A 21,190-nucleotide genomic window follows, 5' to 3' on the forward strand; every position below is an offset into this window, starting at 1 on the left:
GCGCAGCCCCGCCCCAAGCGCCCATTGCGCGGCAAGTCGAGCAGTAGGCCTGAGATGCGCGAACAGCCGAGACAGTTCGTCGGCGCGCAACGGTCGCGGAAGCTTCTCGGGAAGCGAGACGATCAGCTCGTTGACCTGGCGCCGTTGTAGTCCGGGACGATAGGCGCCGTCCAACATCAGCGTCATCTTCTCGGTCAACCGGAACGGGCAATGGTCGATCAGCTTTCGATCTAGGGCCCAGCTATAAAAGCGGCAGACGGTCGAGACACGCGCATTGATCGTGGTCCGGGCGTAGGGCCGCCCGGTATGCGTGCTGGGATTCTCCAGCATCCGGTTGCGATAAGCGGCGATGACACGTTCGTCGGCTTCGCGCCATTCGATCCCTGATTGTTCGAGCGAGTCGAACCAGTCGTGGAGATGCTCGCCGTAGGTCCGCACGGTGTCATTGGCCTGGGCGCGACCGCTTAGCTCTGAGTGCCCCATGAGCCAGAGGAACGCCGGCTCGATGATCGCCATGTCGGCGTCAAACAGGATCGGGAAGCCGGCGGGAATGCCTGGCTCACCCGCCAAAGCCCGAATGATCGATACCATGCTGTCGGAATCCCCTCGCGCTGAGATTCCGGCGAACAATAGCGCTATTTGGGAGCCGGCAGGCAAACGGTTCGGCGGATCGGTGTCTTTCCGGGATGCATCGCCGCCCGCCGTCGGCGCGGATCACATGTAGAAGCTGTAACTGACCTGTGGTTTCTCGCTGACGCTCACATATTTCATGATGTCGCCGATCTTCTTCGCGCATTCGAGCGTGATCGGGAGGCGCCCGTCCATCTGGGTGTTGTTCCAGTTCATCTTCGTCAGACCGAGGATCTCGTCGCAGAGGCTTTCGAGCGAAGAGTCCTGTTCATATACGGTGATTTTCAGAGGGCTCGGCACATACTGCCCAGGATAGGTCTTGTAGAAGTCGACCGTCCCGCGGGTATATAGAACGCCCTCCGTCTCCGAGATCGTCAGCAGTGTCCCCCGCTTCGGCGGATACTTCTTGTCGCTGAACAAACGGACGTCAGTGTCCGTGATCGCGACGAAATCCTTCGAACGGATGCCCTTCTCCTCCAGCGCCCGCAGGAAGCCCTTGCGCTCGCCGTCGCGGAAACGGCTCGACTTGTGAATCACGATCCTGGCCGGCATGTGTTCCAATGCCCGGTCGTACTCATCAAGAGCGTCACGCAGGAGTTCGTAGGCCTGATCCTCGCTCAGATATGGATGACGGTTCTTCTTATCGATCGACACTGGGGTCCCGCGCAGGATGATCCCATGCCCGAACTCGTCAAAGACCTGTGCCAAGCTGGACGACACGGTCTCACCGTCACGGCTCTTGTAGAAACCAATACCGATGTAGCACGAGCGGAGCTTGGCTGTGTCCTCGACGAGCCGCCAAGGAATTGTTCGGTTGCCCTTGTAGTAAAGCGCCGTGCAGAAGTTCCATGCCTTCGTCGCTGGGTCCTGCTGTTCCCCGGCGAACTTGGTGATCAGGATGGTTTTCTCCCGCACCAGCTGAAGCGGCGTGCCGAGGTGCATGCACTTGGCTTTCAATATCCGCCGGAAATTATGCTCGAGCTCGCTCTCATCCTTCGCGTCGCCAGTGGCCGAGATGGTCACGGAATCAAACATCTCGTTCGGCAATACGCAGACGATGACGTCAACCGACCTGTTCTCCGCCAGGAAGCGGATCTGCTCATAGTAGAGCTCAACAGCCCTCTCTACCCGGTCGGCGCGGGAGGCAAGTTTCACGATTCCGGTGATATCCGACTTCTTTAGTGTCCGCGTATACTGGGGCGAGTTGATCAGCCGGGTTAGGAAGCCGTAGCTCTGGTTCACCCCGCCGAAGCCACGGAACAGGTTGAGAAGTTGCGATTCCTTCTTCCGTTCGATGCCGTCCCGGCACCTCTCGAGCCACTCGTCCAGCAGATCAATGCCCTCGCCTCGACCGACGACCCCGACCCTTAGTTCCGTCCTGCGCAGTTCATCGCGCTTGTCATACACGCCCATGTGCTCGATCCCCGTACGCGGGCATATGTGGGTGCCGGTGCCGAACTCGAGCATCGGCTCCGCGAGAGTCGTCAGCCTCATGCCGCCATCCCTTCGTCGGTCGCATCGTCATCATAGTCGGCGATAGAGACGTCGCCTTCGTCAAGATCGTCATCGACCTCGTCGCCAACGTCGAATTCGAGGAGCGTCCCGAAGCTCAACGGCGCCTCGTCCAAGCCTTCCTCACTGCTGGTGTTGGAGAGGAAGTAGGCGACGAAACGAACCGCGTTCCTGACGCTGAGATTCAGTTCAAGCCGCTTCTGCTTCGAGAGCAACTTGTCGTGCCAGTTCGAGCGCTTGAAACCGTCATAGGAATAATACCAGCTCGGCACGATCTGCGAGAACCAGGTCCCGCCTAGATTTGAAAACGTCAGATCAAACGATAAGTGCTGGTGATGCGCGATCTTGTCAGGGTCCTTCTTCTGATACTTCACTACGTACACGGTGCGTGTCGCGCTGGCCTTGCCGACCCAGGCCTCCTTGCGAAGCTCCTGCCCATCCTCGCCGGGCACGAAGAAGAAGAAGCCGTCCTTTGGATGGGAGCGCACGTTGCGCGCCTTCAGCATCTGCCGCGTCTCGGCCCACATGAGTTGCTTGAGAATGTTCACGTTGTCCGGCTCGTCAGAGTCGGCCAGATCGGATATCTCCAGCCGTTCGATCGTGCCCTCGTCCACGATGCTGATCAGGCCGCTGGCCTCAATATCGGTGAATGAGAACAGCTTGTTGTTGTAACAAACCCATGCGTCCGTCGACACATCGTTCAGAAGGAGCGCCATCTTCACGACAGACCTTCGACTCTTTGCGTAGCCCTTGTAGTTCAGTTCCGCCTTGGCCTGCGCGATCACCGCCTTGTCGTCGATCGTCAGCTCCGCAACGTAGACTGCCTCGGGCAGCCGGATCTCCTGTAGGTTGGTTGTGATCGCAGTTGGCGCCTCAACCGTCTCCGATCTCATGCTGATGAAGGCATCCACCTCGCCGAGGATGTGCTTAAGCTCCGAGAGCACGCGCTCTTGCGCTGTCAGACGCAGTCCGGTCACCATGCGGAGGATGTCGCTAAGGTCGATGATGTGCTTTGCGCAGTTGAACGAGAAATCCTCCGTCAGCAGGGCATTTACGGCGCTCTGACTGTAGGATGCCTGCTTCTTGCCCAGCATGAGTACGTATAGCTCATCGAAGGTGTTATAATACGACCGGCTCATGAATTGCCCGATCGTGAACTTCACCTTCTCCAGCCCGATGGTAGAAGTGACTTGGAAAGCGACACGGTCATGGTCGTCGCCGAGGTCGATGCCGGGGAAGTTCTTCTGCTTCCGGTTGAGATTGATGAGGTGCGGCAGGTTGAAGACCGACTTCAGGATCGGGATGAATGCATCTTCGAGCGCGAGGTTGATGTCGGTCCGCCCCTGCGCGGTCGCCAGTTCTACCTGTACGACAATACGGCTCACTACGTCGCGGAGCTGATTCTCAACCTCAAGCTGCCTCATACCGCCGCGCTCCTCCCAAGATGGCCTCCATGGAGTATGGGAACGCACCAAGAACATTGCAAGCGGGCGATAGCTGATGACGGGCCTTTGAAGCCTGAAGAGCCTTCAACGCCCGCTCTCCGCTAAGCTCAGATGCCTCCGAGTGCTGAGCGGTGGGGAATAAACCGGGATCGCTGGGAGGCAGGCCACCTCATATGGAACGAAAGGTAACAAATCAGATGGGTGACCTCTGCAGATTTCAGCATGCGCCAGCACTTTGGCGGGGCGACTGTGCCCAAAAAGCCATCGCCTATTACAACTCAGAACAGGTATGTGTATGGGCATGGGCATGGGCATGGGTAGCGGGATCGAATCGACGCGCGCGCCTCTTTTTCAGAAGGCTCGTAACACACTGTTATTATTTAGAAAAAAATCATCCTTTTATAAGTCGATGTTGCGGAAGTATTAATTCTCTCCCCCTCGACGCGATCGGCCCAGAATGCGAATTATTTCCAAATAATCTCATCCATAATGGATGAATATTCCCACGAATATGTGATAAAATTAATTTATGCAATAAAATCTTATTTTGATTTCAATACATCCATTCGTAATTACCAAATTACGCCGATTTTACTTATGCGTGAAATGAACATCCCAATATTTACAGTGTGTTGGCAAATATTTATCCAAATTCATCGCGGTTGATGGCATGATGGACTCCTTCAAAATAGCGTGTATTATGGCGATGCATCGAAAGGAGTATCCCTATGTCGATCGATACCGAAGTTCGGGCGCCGGAAGCTAGCCCCGAAATCCGCACCGCCCTCCTGCGTGAACAGCCTCTGAATCCGGCGCTGCGCCGGCTGAAGGGTCGCGTTCTCGCCGAAGCGGAAGCAAGCGAAGTCATCACGAGCTACGACCGGATGCATCACCGGCACAATCGCTCCTAAGGACTTCCTCGCATGACCCCCGCCAGGATCACCTCGTTCCTGGTCAAGGTCGCGTCGCGTTGCAATCTCGATTGCGATTATTGCTACGTCTACCACCACGCCGACCAGAGCTGGCGCGCCATGCCGAAGCTCTTGTCGGCGGAGGACCGGTCTTGTTTCGCGACCCGACTAGGTGCCTATACCGCGCAAGCGGAGATCACGCACTGCGCGGTCGTATTCCACGGCGGCGAACCTTTGCTTGCTGGTGCGGATAAGCTGGCGGCGTTTGCCGCCCAAATCCGTGCCGCGACAACCGCGAAGGTTGATGTCGGGCTCCAGACCAACGGGCTGCTGCTTGACGATGCCGCGCTCGATCAACTTGAGGCAGCGGACATCGGTGTCTCGCTGAGCTTGGATGGGCCGCGCGCGGCACAAGACAAGCATCGAACGACGCGCAAGGGGCGCTCGAGCTTCGATAAGGTTCTCGCTGCGCTGGAGCGGCTCAAGAAGCGCCCCAGGCTATTTGCAGGCGTCATCGCCGTCATCGATACCGCGACCTCGCCGGAGGATCTCTTCGCCTTCTTCGACGCGCATCATCCGCCGAATCTCGATTTCCTGCTACCCGACGCCCACCATTTGCGCCTCCCGCCAGGCCGCGCGCTCGATCCCTCGCTCTATGAGCGCTGGCTGATCGGCGCATTCGATCTGTGGCTCGACCATTATCCGCATTTGCCGGTGCGAACCTTTGAAGCTTTGCTCGATGCCGTTTCCGGGCTGCCTTCCCGGACTGACGCATTTGGCTTCGGGGACGTCAGCCTTATCTCGATTGAGACCGACGGAAGCTATCACGATCTCGACGTGCTCAAGGTGACCCAGGACGGAGCGACCAGCCTTGGCGGTTCGGTACGGGATACGCCGATCGCAGACATAGCGACCTCGCCCCGGATCGCAGCGCATCGCGCGCTGCTCAGCAAAGCAGGACTATGCCGCGAGTGCCAAGCCTGTCCGATTGTCGAAATCTGCGGGGGCGGATCGCTCCCCCACCGCTTTGGCACCGACGGCTTCAATCATCCGACCGTTTATTGTCGTGAGATGCTCGCGCTGGTCGAACATGCGCGGGTCCGCCTCGCGGAACTGCTCTTGCCCTCGGATGATGCGCTGGATTCGGCCCTGCCCACTGGCACCGACCTAGCAGCGTTCGATCTCGCGGAGAGTGCCACGGCGATGATGGACGATCTCTGCGCCGGTGCGCGGTCAGCCGCGCGTGACGCGCTGCTGGGGACGGTCCGCGAGTTGCGTGCCACCCACCCCGAACTCGGTCCGGCGATCACGGCGTTCGATGCGCTGTCCGTTTCCGAGCAGGAAGAACTGGCGAGTGCTCCGGGCGCCATCGCGTGGCGGCACACACTCGACATTCAGACCGCCGCCTATGAAGTTCAGGCCGTCGACGGCGCAGCAATCCAAGCCGACGCATCCTATCTGCAGGACTTGCTTGCCCAGCCATCACGCGACGGTTCCGGCTTTCAGATCGGTTTCCCCGATCCCTGGCTTCGCATTCCCTTTGGCGAGGCAATCTATTTTGAGGATGAGGCGACCACCGCTAAGGTCAAGCCGATCGTTGAGGAGGCGCTGCAGATCATTGAGCGCTGGCGCCCGGCAATGGCGCGCGAGATGAGAATGGCTTGCGGCGCAATCCAATTTATCCGCGATCCGCTTGCGCATCCCGACAAGATCGTTTCGTTCAGCGACAACTCGGTCCCAGGTGCTCTCTATGTGTCGGTCCTGCAGGGCGACGATCCGATCGACGCCTACGATCTCGCCGACTCGTTGTTGCACGAGCACCGGCACCAGAAACTCTATCTCCTGGAGCGGCTTGCGCCGACCGTGGCTTCCACCGCGGCGCTGGTCTCCTCGCCGTGGAGAGAGGATCTTCGCCCACCTTCAGGCCTGCTTCACGCCGTGTTCGTCTTTGTCGAATTGCGGCGTTTCTGGCTTCATGTCAGGGACGAAGGGCCTGCCCGCCTCCACAATCGGGCGATCAATCAGCTCCGTGACACCGAGGAGAATCTTCGCGACGCATTCGTGACCCTCGATAGCTGTCCGCTGACCCCACTGGGACGCGAACTGGTTGCTGTCCTCAAAGCCTCCGCCGAACGCGAATTGGCCTGATGCCCGACAATGTGATCACCCTTCCTTTCGATCGGCTTCCGGGAACAGCAGCCGAGCGTCATGCTACGCTGCGCGACTATTTTTGTGACAAGGATGCCTGCGTTAAACGGACTACCGGGGGCTGGGAGCTGACGCTCGGTTGGCCCAATGATGCCGCGCGGCATGTCGATCCCAAATTGTCCGCCGGACTCGCGTGGTGGGGTGAGGGCCTTGAGCGTTCCGATATGGCGCTCTCGATGCGCCGTAGCGGTCGCATTCTCAGTACGCTCTACGACAGTTGGACGCTTCTCAGCTGGAGCGAATGGCTGGAGCGGGCCGGCCTACAGGCTGCGCCGATCGTGGTGCTCCATGTTGACGATCACCGCGATCTGGGCGCGCCGCGGCTGTTCGTGGAGCAGGCGGGTTGGCGCGATCCTATGACTGGCCATCTCGTCGACCTTGCCCAGCCTAATAGCGTTGCAAGCGCGATACGAAGTGGTGCCATCGGCATGGGCAGCTTTCTAACGCCGTTCCTCCACGCATTCCCGACCACCGAGGTTCGCCATCTTTGCCAGCCGCCGAAAGCGGTCGATACTAGAGACTTTCGTGTCGAGCTGACCGAGGAGCAGGACACGCTGCTCGACCCTGGCGCATTGCGCCCCGCTGTCGATCTCGTTCCGGTCGCGCGCGAGACCGGTCCGGGGCGATATCGCATCACGCCTGACCTTGGAGATTGGCTGCAAGGGATCGGCCCTGGACCGATCCTGCTTCACATCGACATGGACTATTTCAACAATCGCTATGATGGCGACAGCGACTGGCTCGACCGGCGCCGAAAGCTCGACCCTTCGCTGGCATCGGTGCTTGATAAGGTCGATGCCCTTGCCGATGCGCTGCACGGCGCCAGGCTCGCATCGCGGCTCGAAGATGTCGTAATTGCCTATTCGCCGGGCTTCTTCCCCAGCGAATATTGGCAGGCGGCGGACGAGCGTTTGCGCGCGGCCTTTGCGCGGCTAGATGTCCGTTAAGCCCTCATCCGCCAAGCAGAGGCAACGGCGCCGAAGGGCCAGCCCGACGCCGAAGCCGCCTCCTGTCGTTGCGCATTCGCCGCTCGGGCCGATCGATCCGGAGAAAGTACGATTGGTCCCGAGCAAAGGCACGCCCAAACGCGGCGGAGGCCCAGGTGGCGAGGCCTGGGCTATCGAGGCCGACGGCGAGCGCGCGGGAACCGTCTTCATCAACCTGATTGAAGAACCCCCGATCGGAAAACATGCCTCGCTCCAGATTTTTCTGAACCGGGAAAGCCAGGGGCGTCAGATCGGCCGTCTCGCCTATCGTGCCGCGTGCGATGCAAGCGAATATAATGTCGTCTACGCCCATATGCGCAAATCCAACATCGCTTCGCGGCGCGCCGCCGAAGAAGCCGGCTTTGCGGACGTGACGCCAGCAGGTCACTCTCAGTTGATTATGAAGCATGTTCGTCGTGAAGGGTCGTCGACCGGAGGCTGAGCGCGACCGCACCGGAATTCTGAAAGGTCCGAATGCGCGCCTATATCGTCATGCCCTGCCTTAATGAGCAACGAGAGCTAGTGGCGACCTGCGCTTCGCTCGGCTTTGGCCCGGGCGCGGCTACGGATAAGCCGGACGGCACGCTGGTCCTTGTCGACAATGGATCGACGGATCGCACGTTCGAACTCTCGCGCGATATCCAGCAAACCTCGCCACCCGGTACCGTGGAACTCACGTACGAACCCGAGCGCGGATACGTTCCCCCGCGCCGGCGCGGCATCGATCTCGTCGCACAGTTGGCGCTCGAGGAAGGGGTGGTCGCCGAGGATGTCCTGATCCTGCAAGCGGACGCCGACACACAATATCAGCCCGGCTATGTTGCCGAGATGCGCGCGGCGGGTGAGACGGCGGGCCCGCAGACGCTGCTCGAAGGACGAGCGGAGGCCGCTCCCGAGTTCGCCCTCGAGCATTCGGCATATCAGGCGCTTTGCGAACAAGTGAGTGCCTCGGTTCGCGCGCTCTGCGTCGCCGAAGCGGATGATGTCATCGTCGACGACAAAATCTGCGCCTTCCGTCTCGCCGACTATCGCGTGTGGGGCGGACACGAGCGGGAGTATGATCCCCATGGTGAGGAGATCCACGCCGAAACCTCGCGCCTGTTTCTGCGGGCCAAGTCCTACAACGCCAGAAAGATCATAGTTGAGAGGGCGACAGCCCAGCCTTCGCGCCGAAAGTTATACGAGAGCCCTGGGCTCTATTTCGCGACCTCTGGGTTCCCACACGGTGCTGATTGGGTGGCGCGGTGGCGCCGCGACTATGCCGGGATCGACAGTTTCGAAGCATTGCATCAATCACATTCCCCAGTGCACGAAGCGATATTGCTCCGCCAATGCCATGACCTGATCCTATTTGGTGTCTTGCCGCTATGGGTCGGTCACGCGCTTGGGACCCTGGCTACGACCGATGCACTGAGAGCAAGGTTCGCACCTTTATTGAGGCTCTTGCCGCCATTGACGCGCGACCAGCTACGCCACACACCCGGGCTTGTTCTCCACACAGCATTGCAATTGATCGATACACAATTGCCGCAACTGAAGAGCTATCTGGCGGAAAATACAAACCTTGGCTGATGGTGCCTGGCGGCCGTTCCGCTTCTCAGAATAGGGCGAAAGGCAGTGGCTCGCTGTCGTCGCTACGCGTGCCCTCTTTGATCAAAACGCAGCTTTTGAGATCAACTGCCGGCGCTCGCCTCACGGATCGCCGATCCGATACCTTAGTGCTTAAGTGAAGGGAGGACAGGCCGGGCGCCGCCAGCTTTTTGGATTAGCGCGTCGCCCGGCCTGTCCTCCCTTCACGGCGAACTAACAGGACACTAGCTAAGCCCAGACCTAAGCTGCAGCTATGGCGCCCCAGCGAGATGCTCGGCAGCGTCGCATTTGTAAGGACGTTCGCCAGGAGGTCGTAATAAGGCGGCCAGTGCTTGAACCGCCGCGGCGTGTAGCGCACAGTCTCGTAACGGATGCCCCGCGCGCCCATCCAGGCGGCCATCATCTCCTGATAGGCGTAGGTCTCTGGCTTCTCGACACCGGGGTCGCCAGTGATCACGAGGTCGGGCGGCGTTCCTCGTGCATCCAGCTCGATGAGCAAGGCGGTGCTGTCGACGCCGATGCCATAGGCGAGCACGATCGGCGGCGGTTCGGACACGCGGATATAATCGATTTCACGGGACTCCGCGGTCAACGCGGAACGATCGGTCGCCAGCATGGAAGTACTCCGGTCTCGCGCAGCCAGTCTGCGCACCGAACCAATCCCACTCCACCTTCTTTCTCGGCAGCATCGGCCGCGAGCGCGCCGGCTCGCGTCAGGCCCTGTCTTGCAGACTGGAGTCGCGGTCGTCGAGGTCGAGGTGGATTCCGAGTTCGGTTCCCTCGGCAATGGTCAGGTCGCGATGATCATCGCTCTCCAGCGCGCTCGCCATTTCGATAACCGGATGGACCGAGACCACCTCGCCCGAAGGAAGTCGGAAAAGGTTCGCCAGGCCTTCAACCGCCTGGGTTCCAACCGGAACGGCGAAACTGCCGCTGATTTTGAATGCAACGTACATGACTATACTCCTTATTGGGACGGATGCGCGCTCAGGTGGCGATGGGCAGAAGCTTCGGATAGGGCAGCCGCGGGAGGTCACGGCCCTGACGGCGCGCGGCGCGCGTGAGTTCGAAACAATAAGTGAAGAGGCCCGAATGCCGATGGCGCGTGAGGAGACCTTCAGTCTGGAGGCGTTGGAGCCAGGCTTCCGGTCTTTCGCGAAGAGCGGGAGCGGGAAGACCGAGCCGGACAATCTGGTCGATGGCTCCGTCCATTCCGCGCTCGCGGAGGCGGATTTTCGACAGCGTACGGTCGGAAATCGTGCGATCGCCAGTCCGAAGGACGATACGCGGACGCGTAGTTCCGCGGTGCGCTCCCGACAAGGCGGCGTAAACCCGGCCAATATGGCCAGCCTCGGGGTCGCTATAGGAGACGACAGCCTCGATCGCGGGGCGGGCCTCTCGAAGAAGCCGGAACGCGCGCGCGCAAAAAAAGCTCTCGCCGTTCTGGGGGACGCTGTCGAGAAGGATCAGGCGAGCGAGGACAGTGCCTTTGGTAGGGTCCAGAAAGCCGGTGTGTCGGGTGATGACGGCGTCAGTCGCCGGCACCGCGAAGACGCAGACGCCCTCGAGAACGGCGCGGCGTCCGAAAAGACCGATGGCGACTTGCGCAGCTGGATAGTTGGGCAGATAGTGATGCTCGGCGATGAAAGCGCGCGCCATGCGGTGCTCGATGAGATCGACCGAATAGGCTCTGGGGTTGATGGTGCGGAAGTCTGTTGCCCACAAGGCGCGTCTTTCCCGCCAGCGCTGGCTGCGTGAGGTTTCCATGTCCGGCCTCGGGTTGAAGGGACGTCGGCGGCTCTAGCCCCTCCGACTTGTCCTTTCGGCCCATTCCCCTCTTCTTGTGACATGGATTGAACTGGTGGCAGTTCATGGAATATTTGCTTTACGGCGATAGGAGTGGCGCGGGGCAAGCCGTGCGCAACTGGCAACTGCGTTTTCGACGCGCCGGAAGCTTCACAAGCCGCTCCGTTCCCGGTAGCGAGCAGTTTTCGGGACTCCTCTGAAAATCGAAGGAAAGCAGATCATCATGAGCGACTTGTCGGAAGGCGATAGCACGCTGATTACCCTGACCGCCGACATCGTCGCGGCTCATGTGACGAACAACAGCGTCGCGGTCTCGGATCTGCCGCTATTGATTCAGAATGTTCATGCGGCGCTGAGCAATCTCGGCAAAACCGAGGCCGCAGCGGTAGTGAAGCATGAACCGGCCGTTTCGGTTCGCGCCTCGGTGAAGCCGGACTATATCGTCTGCCTCGAGGACGGTAAAAAGCTCAAGATGCTCAAGCGTCACCTGATGACACACTATCAGATGACGCCGGCTGACTATCGTTCGAAGTGGAATCTTCCGGCCGACTATCCGATGGTCGCGCCCAATTATGCCGAGCAGCGCCGTACGCTCGCAAAAAGCATCGGTCTCGGCCGCAGGCCCAAGACGGCCAGCGCAGCCGCGCCGGCAAAGACGGCGAAAGCCGCCCCCGCTCGTCGCGGACGCGCAAAATCAACCGAAGGGCCGCCTGCCCAATAAAATCATCTAGGCAATTCCTCTCGAAGAAGGCGGGCTTGGAACAGGGACAGTCAGATCAAAGTGCGTCGTCGCGTCGCTTGACAATATTTGCCTAGCAAATCGAGGCGAGCACCCTGCCCTATCTTGGTGCCGAAACAACCGTTGGCATCGTGATGACCCCGCTGTGCACCCTTCAATCGATCGAAAATTGTTGGGCGGATTGCAGCATGATCTTGCCTAACGCACCCGACTGGCGGTCGAAAAAGGGCTTTCCTTCTGTCGATGCACCGCGGAGCATTTGATCAGGTTGAGTGATCAATGTGACTATCTAGTGGTGAGACATAGTCCCGAACAGCTCTCCGACCCAAAGTTTAAGGTCTATTGGTGACTAGGAACTCATCTTGCGGTGAGATGTTTGAAAGCGAGCCGCGAAGGCCCTGCAGCCAATCAAAACAGGGTAAACTGTTCTCCAATCGTTCGGGGCTTTGCGTCCGGCGGTGGCGTGCAAGGAGATGAGCGATCCCCGGCCCTCTGTGGCGCGGAACGCGGCGGCGGCTCGACTACGCGAGGCTGATTTGCAAGCTTCGCACTCCAACCTCCCAGAATGTGAGCCGGGGTGAACCAATGTTCGCGAACGTCGTTGCTCAGGGAGTTGCCGACCATGAGATGGGCCGGGATGTGCAATAGCGAGAACTGGATATAGGCCATGTGCACCGCGCGCGGGTCTATATCGACCGCTGTCACGTGGAGATGGCGTTGGTAGTTGATGTCGGCTGCGAGCATTGCCTGGGCAAGCGCGATGACCATGGCGCCGGCGCCGCAGGCGGGCTCCATCGCGCGGACATAGCCCTTGTCGGCGATCAGCGCCCGGGCGCTCTGGGCATCGCCGAGCGTGACCTCGGCCATCATCTGGCAGACCGGATAGGGCGTGAAGAACTGGCCCCGGCTTTTGTTGTGGATCTCAAGCGCGGTGAAGATGCTGCCCAGAACATCGCCCGGCGCGGTTTCCAGCGCCATGGTGATCTCGCCCAGGATACGCGGGAACATCTCGATCGTAGGGCGATCATAGCGGCCGACGATCTGGAGATAGCGTGCCTCCCGATGGTCGCGCGAACGGATGTCGACGCTGTTCGAGATGCTGATCGCGATGAGCTCCATGCAATCGGAGAACAGCGTGTAGCGATCATGGCGATGGCCATGGGCCTCGAACAGCTTGAGGACGTTCCTGATGTATCGATCCTGGGGCGGCATGAGGGTTTCCCGAGCGCAGGCCGGCTGGGCAAGCTGACGCGCTTTGTCTGAGTGAATGGTTCGAGAAAGCCGGCTGGCGGCGGCGGAATCACGCCGCGGCGAGCAGGGCCTCCAGCGTCACGGTGCGTCTCGGCCTGCGCCCGAACTGGTAGCCGTGGTTGGTCGCATATTTGCTGAGCGACATGGCTTTGCGGTCGAGAGCGACGGCGAGATCCGCGATCGAAACCCCGGTGCGGAAAGCGATCTCGAGGGCGCGCGTTTCCTCGTCGCTGAACGGCCGGATGTAGCCGTGGACGAGGCCGAGGCTGTTTGCCCGCGAGGTGAGCGCAGCCTTGGTCCGGCCCATGCGCGCGGCAAGAAGCTTGGTCGGAACACGGCCATAGTCCGCGCGCAGCCGCGCCTCCTCGGCCTCGGTCCAGTCCGGACCAATGCGCCATCCGTTGCGGTTGGCATGACGACCGCGCAGCTCCAGATATTCGGCGCGGTGGCGCAGCGAGCCGGATGTGCGGCCGAGCTGCCGCCGCAGCGGCGTCAGGCTGGTGCCCTCGCCATAGGCTTTCTGGAGGAGGGCGTCTTCTTCGGGCGTCCAGGCCCGGCCCCAGCCCCGGCCGTATCCGAGTTTGCGGATCGCGAGCCCGAAGCCCCGGATGGTGCGCTGCGGAAACCCCTCCCTGGCGAGCATGTCAACGATCGCGGTATAGCGGTGGCCTGCTTCGGCGAGCTCAAGCGCGCGTGCCGTTTCCTGCGCGGACCAGTCGGGCGGATGGTTCGCGTGGACGATGCCGAGAGTGCCAGCCCGGCTCGACAGGCCGCCAAAGGGTCGGCCGATCAGCGTCGCGATCTGGGCAAGCGGCACGCCGCGGCGATACCCTTCGACGAGCTGGGCATCTTCCCAAGGCGACCATTCGGGAGGATTGCCCTCGGTCAGGTCGAGAATCCGGGCACGGGCATAGACGGCCGAGCAGGATCGGCCGAGATCGGAAGCGATGGTCGCGGTCGGTTCGCCGCCATAGCGGCGGGTCAGCTCGGCATCGTCGAGTTCGGTCCAGGCCCTTGCCGAGTTGCGACGAAGCCCGAGCAGAGCGATCCGTTCGGCGACCGCCGCCCTGCCCCGGCCGAGCGCAAGCGCCATGTCGGCGATCGCGGTATCGTCGAGAAAGAGCGTCCGGAGCCGTTCACTCTCGGCCGGCGTCCAGGCATCGGCACGAAAGGCCATTTCGCGCAGCGGCTGGGGTCGGGGGAATGGGCCCGGTGCGGGGGCGAGCTCGACGACATCTGCGCCCAGATCGAGCGGCTTCATGCGAGCGCCACCACGGGTATGTCGCTAATCTTGGCCCTGAGCCGTGCATGCAGCCGGGCGATGCGGTCCTCCCCGCGCGGCATGGTATCGACCGCCGCGATCGCAGCCAGCATGTCGAGCGCATTGTCGATGGCCTCGCGTGGGCAACCGAGGTGGCCGGCAAGATCGTCGGCCGTGGTTGCGTTGGGGGCGATGCGCTTGAGCGCGCCGATGATCGAGGCCGCGTGCGGCGCGGACGGATCGAGGAGGAACGCGTCGAGCGCCCGCGTGCCCTTGAGGGTCAGCGTGGTGTCCCGGCCGCCGCTCGAAACCTCGCGCAGGGCGGAGAGATCGAGCAGTCTTTCGGCTTCGTCGCTGTCGATCGCGGCGGCGGCGGTCAGCCGGGGTGTCGCACCGAGATGCTCGGTGATCGTCTCTTCCATGTGGGCCAGGACGGGGAGCGGCGACATGGCCGGCCCCATGGCGAAGAATTCACCGGGCGCGAGTTTGCGCAGCCGGTCGGCTTCCTTGGCGGAAAATCCGAGCAGGTCGGCGGCGCGCGCGATGTCGCGGTCGAAGACGTTGAGGCCGACCAGGAAGTTTTGCAGCTCGGAAATCACCGAGGAGGAGAGCTTGGCGAGGCGCTGGGTGGCGATGACCGGCGCGATCCCGCGCTTGCGGCCGCGGGCGCAGAGGTCGGTGAGGGTTGCGACGCCGAGGCGGCGGGTCTCCGCGTCACGGGCCGATCCTGCGTGATGGGGGGCGAGCAGATGGCCCTCGTCGATGCAGACGAGGACGGTGTGGCTCCAATGCTCGCGCGGCGCGCCGATCAGCCCGGCGAACAGGGCGGCCGCCTTGATGATGCGCTGGTCGGGGTCGAGATCGGTGAGATCTACGTGGAGCGAGAGCCGGTATTGCCGGGCGCGCGCGGCGGCCGCCGTCAGGCCGTCCGACGTCAGTTCGCAGCCCTTGAGCGACGTCGCGCCGATATGCGCGGCGAGATTGCCGAATTCGCCCTCGGGATCGACGAGCACGATGGTCGTGAAGTCGAAGGCCTCCTCGATGATCTTGCGCAAGGTTCGGCTCTTGCCCGCGCCGCTGCTGCCCTGGATCAGCAGGCGGCCGGCGAGCAGGCGCTCGAGATTGAGCATGAGCGCGCCGCGGCTGTGCTTGCCGATCGGCACGGACCATTGATCGGCGGAAGGGTCGATCGAAACGACTGTTGCCATGATGGGATCTCCTGGGCTCGGCCTGTCTGGCCACCGCCCACTCGATCCCCCTTCCCTTTGCTCGTCCGGCCCCTGTGTTCGCTATCGGCGCGCCGGGAGCATCACCCGCCGGGACGCGGGGTGCGATCCTTGTTGCGCTTGTCGGCGACGTAGCTCTGTCCGTTCTCGCCTTTGAGGATCTCGAACAGCCCGGTCGCGGTGAAGAGCGCCGTGAAGTTCTTCACGCCGTAGTTGCGAGGATCGATGGGGGCCTGGCGCTTCGCAGCGCTGCCCGCCGCGGACATGAGCGCCCAGCCGTCCTCGCGCGCGGAGGCTTCGACGGCACCGCGCAGGATCGTCACGAGCTTGGTGTTCTGTGCCAGGGTCTTTTCCGCGGCCTTGGCGGCCGAATGCTTGGGCTTTGCCTTTGCCTCGGCCTTGGTTTCGGTCTTGGCCGCGACAGGCGTGTCGGGAGCTTCGCCAGGTGCCGCTGGCTGGCTCGGATCCTCGAGACCATCGAGATAGAGGAACGTGGTGCAGGCGTTGACGAAGGGCGTGGGCGTCTTGCGCTCGCCGAAGCCATAGACCTCATGACCATTGGCCTTGAGCTGCATGACCAGCGGCGTGAAGTCGCCATCGCTCGATGCGATGCAGAACGCGTCGGGCCTTTGCGTATAGAGCAGTTCCATCGCGTCGATGACGAGCGCGATGTCGGTCGCGTTCTTGCCCGTCGAATAGCTGAAATGCTGGATCGGCCTGATGGCGAAGTCGTGGAGCTTGTCGGTCCAGCCTTTGAGGCCCGGCTTGGCCCAATCGCCATAGGCACGCCGAATGTTCGCCGTGCCGTATTTGGAGAGTTCCGCGAGCATTGCCGCGATCTTCGTGTGGGAGACATTATCCGCATCGATGAGAAGCGCGATGCGCCGATCCGATGTGCCGCGTCCACGATCCTCATTGTCCACGTTCAGTACCTCCCCAATTTGTTTCTTTGCAGCCTTTCATCGTCGTGCGCGGCGCAGGGTCTCAGAGATCTCGATCGACAGGTCGTCCGATCGCCGCAGCGATCAGGGCATCGCGGATCTGTCGAAAGAGTCCCGAGGGGAGAAAGCCATGACTTATCGACGGCTCTCGGCCGCGCACCGGCCGTATGTCGTAACCAGGCCAAGTGAACCTGTTCCATTCGGTGACGATGACCCATGAGCGTTCGCCCGAGAGACCAAGCTGACGTCTTACTGCCTGGGGGACTTCCACCGCTTGCTGACCACGGGTGGGAGGCCGGGTCGTCATGGGCACGACATGAACTTGATCGAACCCATCATCGGATTGGGTGACTAGCACGACGGCAACGGGGCGATCTTTGACGCCCTCGTCGCGACCGTCCTTGTATTCGTACTCCCAAAGATAGCTGTAATTGATAACCTCGCCCGGCTTAGGAAGCGCTATGTCGAGCTTCCGCTTCGTCGCACTCGGGCGCGGGCTCGACGGCCCGGATCGCGTCGAGGGTTTCTTCATCCAAATCCTCCGCACGGCCTGCAACTCGTTCACGGCGACGCAGGCGCTCATAGTCGTCAATAGGAACCATGACGAAACGCAACCGCCCGTTCCTGCTGACGCCGACGGGACGGATCATCGCCTCGTCAGAGTAGCGGCCGAATTGTTTCTGCAATTCACCTGAAGGAACGATTTCCATGCTCTTCGCCATGAGCTTTGGGCTCCAATCTCTACGTCCGGAAGTGATGCCTGTGCGAAAATAGGTTCGGATATAACTACCAACGATTTAGGCCGAATTTTCTAATCCACCGCTTGGGATATCTGTCGCGCCTTCGTACTGATTTTACCGTCCCGACTATATTTTACGATTTTCCCGGATCATGAGGGCTCGTATTTGCCCGATAATATGGAACATAGGGAAAACCCGGGAAATCGTCAAGATGCGGGTTTGTAGAACCTGCCTGCCGCTTTGGCGGGAGAATGTTGCAGCTTTCTGGTCATTCGCTCGAGCGGCTACGCATGCCCCAGTCGGGCGCATAGTCCTGGCCATAGTTCGCGCTGCGCAGGTATTCCGTGTCGCCGGCCTCGTCGACGAGATAGCCGGTCACTTCCTCGGCATAGTCGGCGTCGAGCGCGCCCTCGGCGGTGGGGATCAACCGCACGCCGAACCTTCTGGCGAACAGGGCCGCGTCGGCGGCACGCATGGCGTCTTCGTGGCTGGCGGCCGTGACGGCGAGCTTGACGCGAACGGTCGCATAGACTTGAACGAAATGGGTGGGCTCCGACATCATCGGTCTCCAGATGAGGAATTGGGGGGTGTGGGCCAGGGTCGAAGCGTTCGACGACCCTTGTCCCGGGAATGCTGCACTGATCGGCCTAGGATTAGAGATCCATGATCGCGGCGCCCAGGACGGCATAGAGGCCGACGTCAAAGCGAAGTTTCTGCAGCGCTCGAAACTTGGCGTCGCGCCGAGCCTCGACATGGAACGCGCTGCGGCCGGTGTCGGCCTCCTTGATGCCGGTCGAGAGCGTGGGGTAGGTCTTGCCGGCACGTGGACCGGTCATGATCTGGGCCGTGGACCGGCAGTCCAGCGTGCGATCGAGCGCATAGCCCAGACCGCGCAATTGCGCTTTGATTTCGCTGAGCGTGACGGGATGCCAGCCATCGGCGGCGCGGGCGGCCAGTTCATTGGCGAGAGCGGGGTTCATGAGCGAAGCTCCTTCGCATTTGCACCGACGGATTCCTGTAGGTCCTCGGCCAATCGTTTGGGGGTGCCGAGCGGCGAACCTCAGGCCAGCGGCACGTCGTAGGCGGCCGCGCAGCCCGGTTCGCCTGGATAGACCCCGTCCGGATCGCACAGTAGCACCTGCAGCACGTCATATTCCTCGTGGCGAAGGTAGCGCCCCGCCTGGAGCGTAAAGCGCTGGCGCGCCTGGGCCGAGGCTTGCCGAACGCGGGCAGGAAAGCGGCCGCCAACGTCGATGTCGCCTTCGAGCGGCCGGCGCGCGCCGCGCATTTTCCGGCCGAGCTCGTTGATGATCGAGCCGGCGACGCGGGGCGAGTAGTTGCCGATGAGCAGGAGTTCCGGCAGGCCCTGCAGCGCGTTTCCGATGGTGTAGGCGAAGGCGGGCGTCTCGCCGTCGGCGAAGATCAGGAAGAGATGCTGACCGCTCCGCGTGATGTTGCGCTCGATGGCGGCGTAGAAGTCTGAAGCATCGATCATGAAATCCTCCTCCGCGATGGGAGCGAATTCAGGCGGTCGCGGGGTGAGTCAGGACTTCGAGATAGTCTGTCTCGACCAGCTCGGTCTTCTGGCTGCGCTCACGCGGCGTCATGTCGAGCTTCACGTAGAAGCCCGCGAAATGCGTCTTCACGATAACGCCGTCGCGGCCGGCATAGCGGTCCCCCCCGACGCGCGGACGTCGGCGGAGACGCACACGCGCACCGATCTCGGGCTTGAGGATTGTTTCGACGGGCGTCGCGCGCTCGGCGAGAAAGATTTCTAGACGCGCCCTGTCGTCATGTTGGTCTTTGGCCTCGCAGCAGGCGCGGGCAAGGATGATCCAGCCGCGCAGGCTCATCGCATCGCCGGCGAGAGGGCGGTCGCGCGGCTCGTGATCATCCGCCGCCAATTGGCCTGCTGACAGATGCGCGTCGGGATCGAACGCGAAAATTGTGGCCGCATGATATTCGCTCTCGCTGAGTGCGACGAAGAGGTGCTCGAGTTGCGGGAGGAGCTTGGCGGCGGCGCTGGCGGCAGGGAGTGAGACGACATTGGTTTCGGGCATGGATCGGGTTCCTGTAAGTGGACGAAAATGCGGGCACCGGCCGCTCAATCCGCCGGCACATTTCCCGGACACCCCCTCCCCCTTGCACGCGCGCGGGATCAGGCCGTGGCAAGGTCGAGGAGATCAGGCGCGCGATTTGCGACAAGCCGCGTGGCTCCACCGAAGGCGCGCAGGCGGGAAGCCATCGCCTTGCGCAGATGAGCCCGGTTGCCGATGACGGTCTCGGGGGACAGCGGTTCGCCGCGGGCTGATACATAGCCGCTTGCAAGCTGCCCGTCCGGCGTCTCGACGGTGATGCGGTGGCCGCCGCCGGGCTGCTTCCCGGCATAACGGGCCGTGAATTCGCCGAGCTTGCCGGTGAGACCCTTCACCGCCTTGCCCCAGCGGATGTGGCCGGCGCCCAGGCTTTCTCCCGGCATGAGCCCGCGATCCAGCCAGATGCGGAAGTGGGCGCGCTGCTGCAGCAAGGTGTTGCGGGTGCGCTCCATGGTCCGGCAGAGCGGCAGCGCCACCGCATGCAGGTCGAGGAGCGCAAGATAGTCGCCTTGGGCGGCGATCAGGATATCGTCAAAATCTCGGCCAGCGAGAAGGCTGCGAAGCTGGTCTTCCAGTCGGGGATCGAACGAGACAGCGTCGCCGCTCAAGGACTCGATCGCGGCCGCGTCCGGCATGGAATTCTGGAGCGCATGGAAGCCTGTGCTCGAAATCACGACGATGGCGAGTTCGTCTTGCCCCTCGCTCGCCTGGAGAGCTGGGAGCAGGAGCGGGGACTCGATCTTCGCGGCCGCGCTTTCGCGGATCCATCCCGCTTCGGGCGCGCCGAGGATAAGGAGGCGACGCGCCCACCGCGCGGGGACCGGATCGTCGGTCGGCTTGGGCCAGGTGCTCGGCAGCGGCCGCCCTGTGGTGGGAACCGGCTGCGCCTCGGGCAACGAAGCTGCGTCGTAGGCGCGGCGCGCGGTATCGAAGAGGTCGTCGCGATTGCCGCCGCCATCGGCGAAGCCCTCCTCGTAGGCCAGGGTCGCGGGCGTCTCGCCTTGCCCTCGCCGTGCCTCCGGCTCCCACCCGGCGGTGGCGGCAAACCATCCCGACGCGTAGCGGACGGCCCGGTCCCAGTCGTAGCGATGAAGGTTGCGCGCGCGCAGGATGGCGCGATCGCGATCGTCGCCCTTGCCGCTGGCAATCCGCGTTTCGGTGAAGGCGAAATTGCGGGCCTGCCGCTCCGCATCGGCGGCTTTGGACATGGCGTCCATGACCGGACGCAGCGCGAGCGCCCGCTGCCGCATCCGCGCGCGCCTGGCTTCCCGATCGGCGTCGTTGGGCAGGTCCGGGAAACGCCGCCAGGCATCGGCCAGGATGGCGGCGTGGTCCGGCCGGCGGCCACGAGCGATCCAGGTGGCCTCATCGGCCGGATCGAACGGCTCTGAGATCATCGGTCGCTCTCCCGGTGAAATCCGAGGCCCTCAGCGGTGAGGTTCTCCAGCGCACGCGAGAGCGGCTCGTAGCGTCCCGACAGGTTGTCGATCGTTGCAAAGAGCCGTGCATTGGCGGGGGCGGCCGGCACGCTGAGACGAAACTGAACGGGTTGCTCCGCCATCTCGGGAAAGACCTGTCCGAGCAGGATCGCCCCCAGGCGATCGGCAACGCCGTCGATGCGCTTGCCAAGGTTGTGCTTGTCGAGGCCCGGCGCGGATCCGAGATGCGACATCGGCGCGATGACGTCCGGAAGCCGGGCAAGGAGGCCGGCACCCATGCCGTAGTCTGAGTGCATCGAGATCAGCGCTTGGCGCTCGAGCGAAATCTCTGTGAAGGGGACATAGACCCGGAAGGAGTAGCTGGGTGGTTCCGTGCCGATCCGGGTGCGGGTGAGGAGGATACGCATCC

At 62.2% G+C, this 21,190-nt stretch carries 22 protein-coding genes and 1 pseudogene; 6 read left to right on the forward strand and 17 right to left on the reverse strand.

Annotated features, from left to right (window positions below):
• The 3 genes from ABS88_RS01030 to ABS88_RS01040 form a co-directional block, all read right to left on the reverse strand.
• A partial coding sequence (locus ABS88_RS01030; RefSeq protein ID WP_286748696.1) for a site-specific integrase occupies positions 1-591 on the reverse strand: 591 nt, incomplete at its 3' end.
• Between the two features lie 123 nt (positions 592-714).
• Positions 715-2,124, reverse strand: coding sequence for an argonaute/piwi family protein (locus ABS88_RS01035; protein WP_007015521.1), 1,410 nt, complete (start codon positions 2,122-2,124; stop codon positions 715-717).
• On the reverse strand, positions 2,121-3,566 hold the full coding sequence (locus ABS88_RS01040; RefSeq protein WP_039858603.1) for an SMEK domain-containing protein: 1,446 nt from the start codon (positions 3,564-3,566) through the stop codon (positions 2,121-2,123). The genes ABS88_RS01035 and ABS88_RS01040 overlap by 4 nt, the downstream gene beginning before the upstream one ends.
• A 749-nt stretch (positions 3,567-4,315) precedes the next feature.
• Here ABS88_RS01040 and yhhA point away from each other — a divergent pair.
• The 5 genes from yhhA to ABS88_RS01065 are packed head-to-tail and all read left to right on the forward strand — an operon-like array spanning position 4,316 to position 9,264.
• Positions 4,316-4,498 carry a YhhA family cyclophane-containing RiPP gene (gene yhhA, locus ABS88_RS01045; RefSeq protein WP_007015519.1) on the forward strand — a complete coding sequence of 61 codons (183 nt, stop codon included), beginning with the start codon at positions 4,316-4,318 and terminating at the stop codon, positions 4,496-4,498.
• Positions 4,499-4,510: 12 nt separating this feature from the next.
• On the forward strand, positions 4,511-6,646 hold the full coding sequence (gene yhhB, locus ABS88_RS01050; RefSeq protein ID WP_007015518.1) for a cyclophane-forming radical SAM/SPASM peptide maturase YhhB: 2,136 nt from the start codon (positions 4,511-4,513) through the stop codon (positions 6,644-6,646).
• A complete protein-coding gene (locus ABS88_RS01055; RefSeq protein ID WP_007015517.1) occupies positions 6,646-7,653 on the forward strand; it encodes a hypothetical protein in 1,008 nt (335 codons plus the stop codon). The genes yhhB and ABS88_RS01055 overlap by 1 nt, the downstream gene beginning before the upstream one ends.
• Positions 7,643-8,134, forward strand: coding sequence for a GNAT family N-acetyltransferase (locus ABS88_RS01060; protein WP_081474088.1), 492 nt, complete (start codon positions 7,643-7,645; stop codon positions 8,132-8,134). The genes ABS88_RS01055 and ABS88_RS01060 overlap by 11 nt, the downstream gene beginning before the upstream one ends.
• A gap of 32 nt (positions 8,135-8,166) precedes the next feature.
• Positions 8,167-9,264: a glycosyltransferase family 2 protein gene (locus ABS88_RS01065; RefSeq protein WP_007015515.1), complete on the forward strand. Its 1,098-nt coding sequence runs from the start codon at positions 8,167-8,169 to the stop codon at positions 9,262-9,264.
• Between the two features lie 259 nt (positions 9,265-9,523).
• Here the strand turns inward: ABS88_RS01065 and ABS88_RS01070 are convergent.
• From ABS88_RS01070 to ABS88_RS01080, 3 genes and pseudogenes are all read right to left on the reverse strand, one after another.
• Positions 9,524-9,898, reverse strand: a pseudogene (locus ABS88_RS01070) (hypothetical protein); the annotation flags it as partial.
• A 97-nt stretch (positions 9,899-9,995) separates the two neighbouring features.
• Positions 9,996-10,238 carry a hypothetical protein gene (locus ABS88_RS01075; protein ID WP_007015513.1) on the reverse strand — a complete coding sequence of 81 codons (243 nt, stop codon included), beginning with the start codon at positions 10,236-10,238 and terminating at the stop codon, positions 9,996-9,998.
• 31 nt (positions 10,239-10,269) lie between these two features.
• Complete coding sequence (locus tag ABS88_RS01080) at positions 10,270-11,049, reverse strand: Mom family adenine methylcarbamoylation protein (protein ID WP_041565062.1); 780 nt, start codon at positions 11,047-11,049, stop codon at positions 10,270-10,272.
• A 262-nt stretch (positions 11,050-11,311) separates the two neighbouring features.
• On the opposite strand from ABS88_RS01080, the gene ABS88_RS01085 reads away from it, so the two are divergent.
• The gene (locus tag ABS88_RS01085; protein ID WP_007015511.1) at positions 11,312-11,809 is read left to right on the forward strand and encodes a Ros/MucR family transcriptional regulator; all 498 of its coding nucleotides are present in this window, start codon (positions 11,312-11,314) and stop codon (positions 11,807-11,809) included.
• Positions 11,810-12,235: 426 nt separating this feature from the next.
• Here ABS88_RS01085 and ABS88_RS01090 read toward each other — a convergent pair whose 3' ends face one another.
• The 11 genes from ABS88_RS01090 to ABS88_RS01140 form a co-directional block, all read right to left on the reverse strand.
• Entirely contained in the window at positions 12,236-13,039 is an 804-nt protein-coding gene (locus ABS88_RS01090) for an N-6 DNA methylase (protein WP_007015509.1), read from the reverse strand.
• 88 nt (positions 13,040-13,127) lie between these two features.
• The gene (locus tag ABS88_RS01095; protein WP_041565063.1) at positions 13,128-14,339 is read right to left on the reverse strand and encodes a hypothetical protein; all 1,212 of its coding nucleotides are present in this window, start codon (positions 14,337-14,339) and stop codon (positions 13,128-13,130) included.
• Positions 14,336-15,547 carry a helicase HerA domain-containing protein gene (locus ABS88_RS01100; RefSeq protein ID WP_007015507.1) on the reverse strand — a complete coding sequence of 404 codons (1,212 nt, stop codon included), beginning with the start codon at positions 15,545-15,547 and terminating at the stop codon, positions 14,336-14,338. The genes ABS88_RS01095 and ABS88_RS01100 overlap by 4 nt, the downstream gene beginning before the upstream one ends.
• A 101-nt stretch (positions 15,548-15,648) precedes the next feature.
• Entirely contained in the window at positions 15,649-16,488 is an 840-nt protein-coding gene (locus ABS88_RS01105; RefSeq protein WP_007015506.1) for an NYN domain-containing protein, read from the reverse strand.
• 467 nt (positions 16,489-16,955) lie between these two features.
• The gene (locus tag ABS88_RS01110) at positions 16,956-17,228 is read right to left on the reverse strand and encodes a type II toxin-antitoxin system Phd/YefM family antitoxin (protein WP_286748703.1); all 273 of its coding nucleotides are present in this window, start codon (positions 17,226-17,228) and stop codon (positions 16,956-16,958) included.
• Positions 17,229-17,514: 286 nt separating this feature from the next.
• Positions 17,515-17,808 (reverse strand): hypothetical protein, encoded by a 294-nt coding sequence (locus tag ABS88_RS01115; protein WP_007015503.1) that lies wholly within the window; start codon positions 17,806-17,808, stop codon positions 17,515-17,517.
• A 91-nt stretch (positions 17,809-17,899) separates the two neighbouring features.
• The gene (locus ABS88_RS01120; protein ID WP_007015502.1) at positions 17,900-18,226 is read right to left on the reverse strand and encodes a hypothetical protein; all 327 of its coding nucleotides are present in this window, start codon (positions 18,224-18,226) and stop codon (positions 17,900-17,902) included.
• A gap of 80 nt (positions 18,227-18,306) precedes the next feature.
• The gene (locus ABS88_RS01125) at positions 18,307-18,741 is read right to left on the reverse strand and encodes a DUF4262 domain-containing protein (RefSeq protein ID WP_007015501.1); all 435 of its coding nucleotides are present in this window, start codon (positions 18,739-18,741) and stop codon (positions 18,307-18,309) included.
• 28 nt (positions 18,742-18,769) lie between these two features.
• Complete coding sequence (locus ABS88_RS01130) at positions 18,770-19,306, reverse strand: hypothetical protein (RefSeq protein WP_007015500.1); 537 nt, start codon at positions 19,304-19,306, stop codon at positions 18,770-18,772.
• A 98-nt stretch (positions 19,307-19,404) separates the two neighbouring features.
• On the reverse strand, positions 19,405-20,739 hold the full coding sequence (locus ABS88_RS01135; RefSeq protein ID WP_007015499.1) for a hypothetical protein: 1,335 nt from the start codon (positions 20,737-20,739) through the stop codon (positions 19,405-19,407).
• Positions 20,736-21,188 (reverse strand): hypothetical protein, encoded by a 453-nt coding sequence (locus tag ABS88_RS01140; RefSeq protein WP_007015498.1) that lies wholly within the window; start codon positions 21,186-21,188, stop codon positions 20,736-20,738. The genes ABS88_RS01135 and ABS88_RS01140 overlap by 4 nt, the downstream gene beginning before the upstream one ends.
• Positions 21,189-21,190: the final 2 nt, after the last annotated feature.

The sequence above is a fragment of the Sphingopyxis sp. SCN 67-31 genome (genome assembly GCF_001725095.1).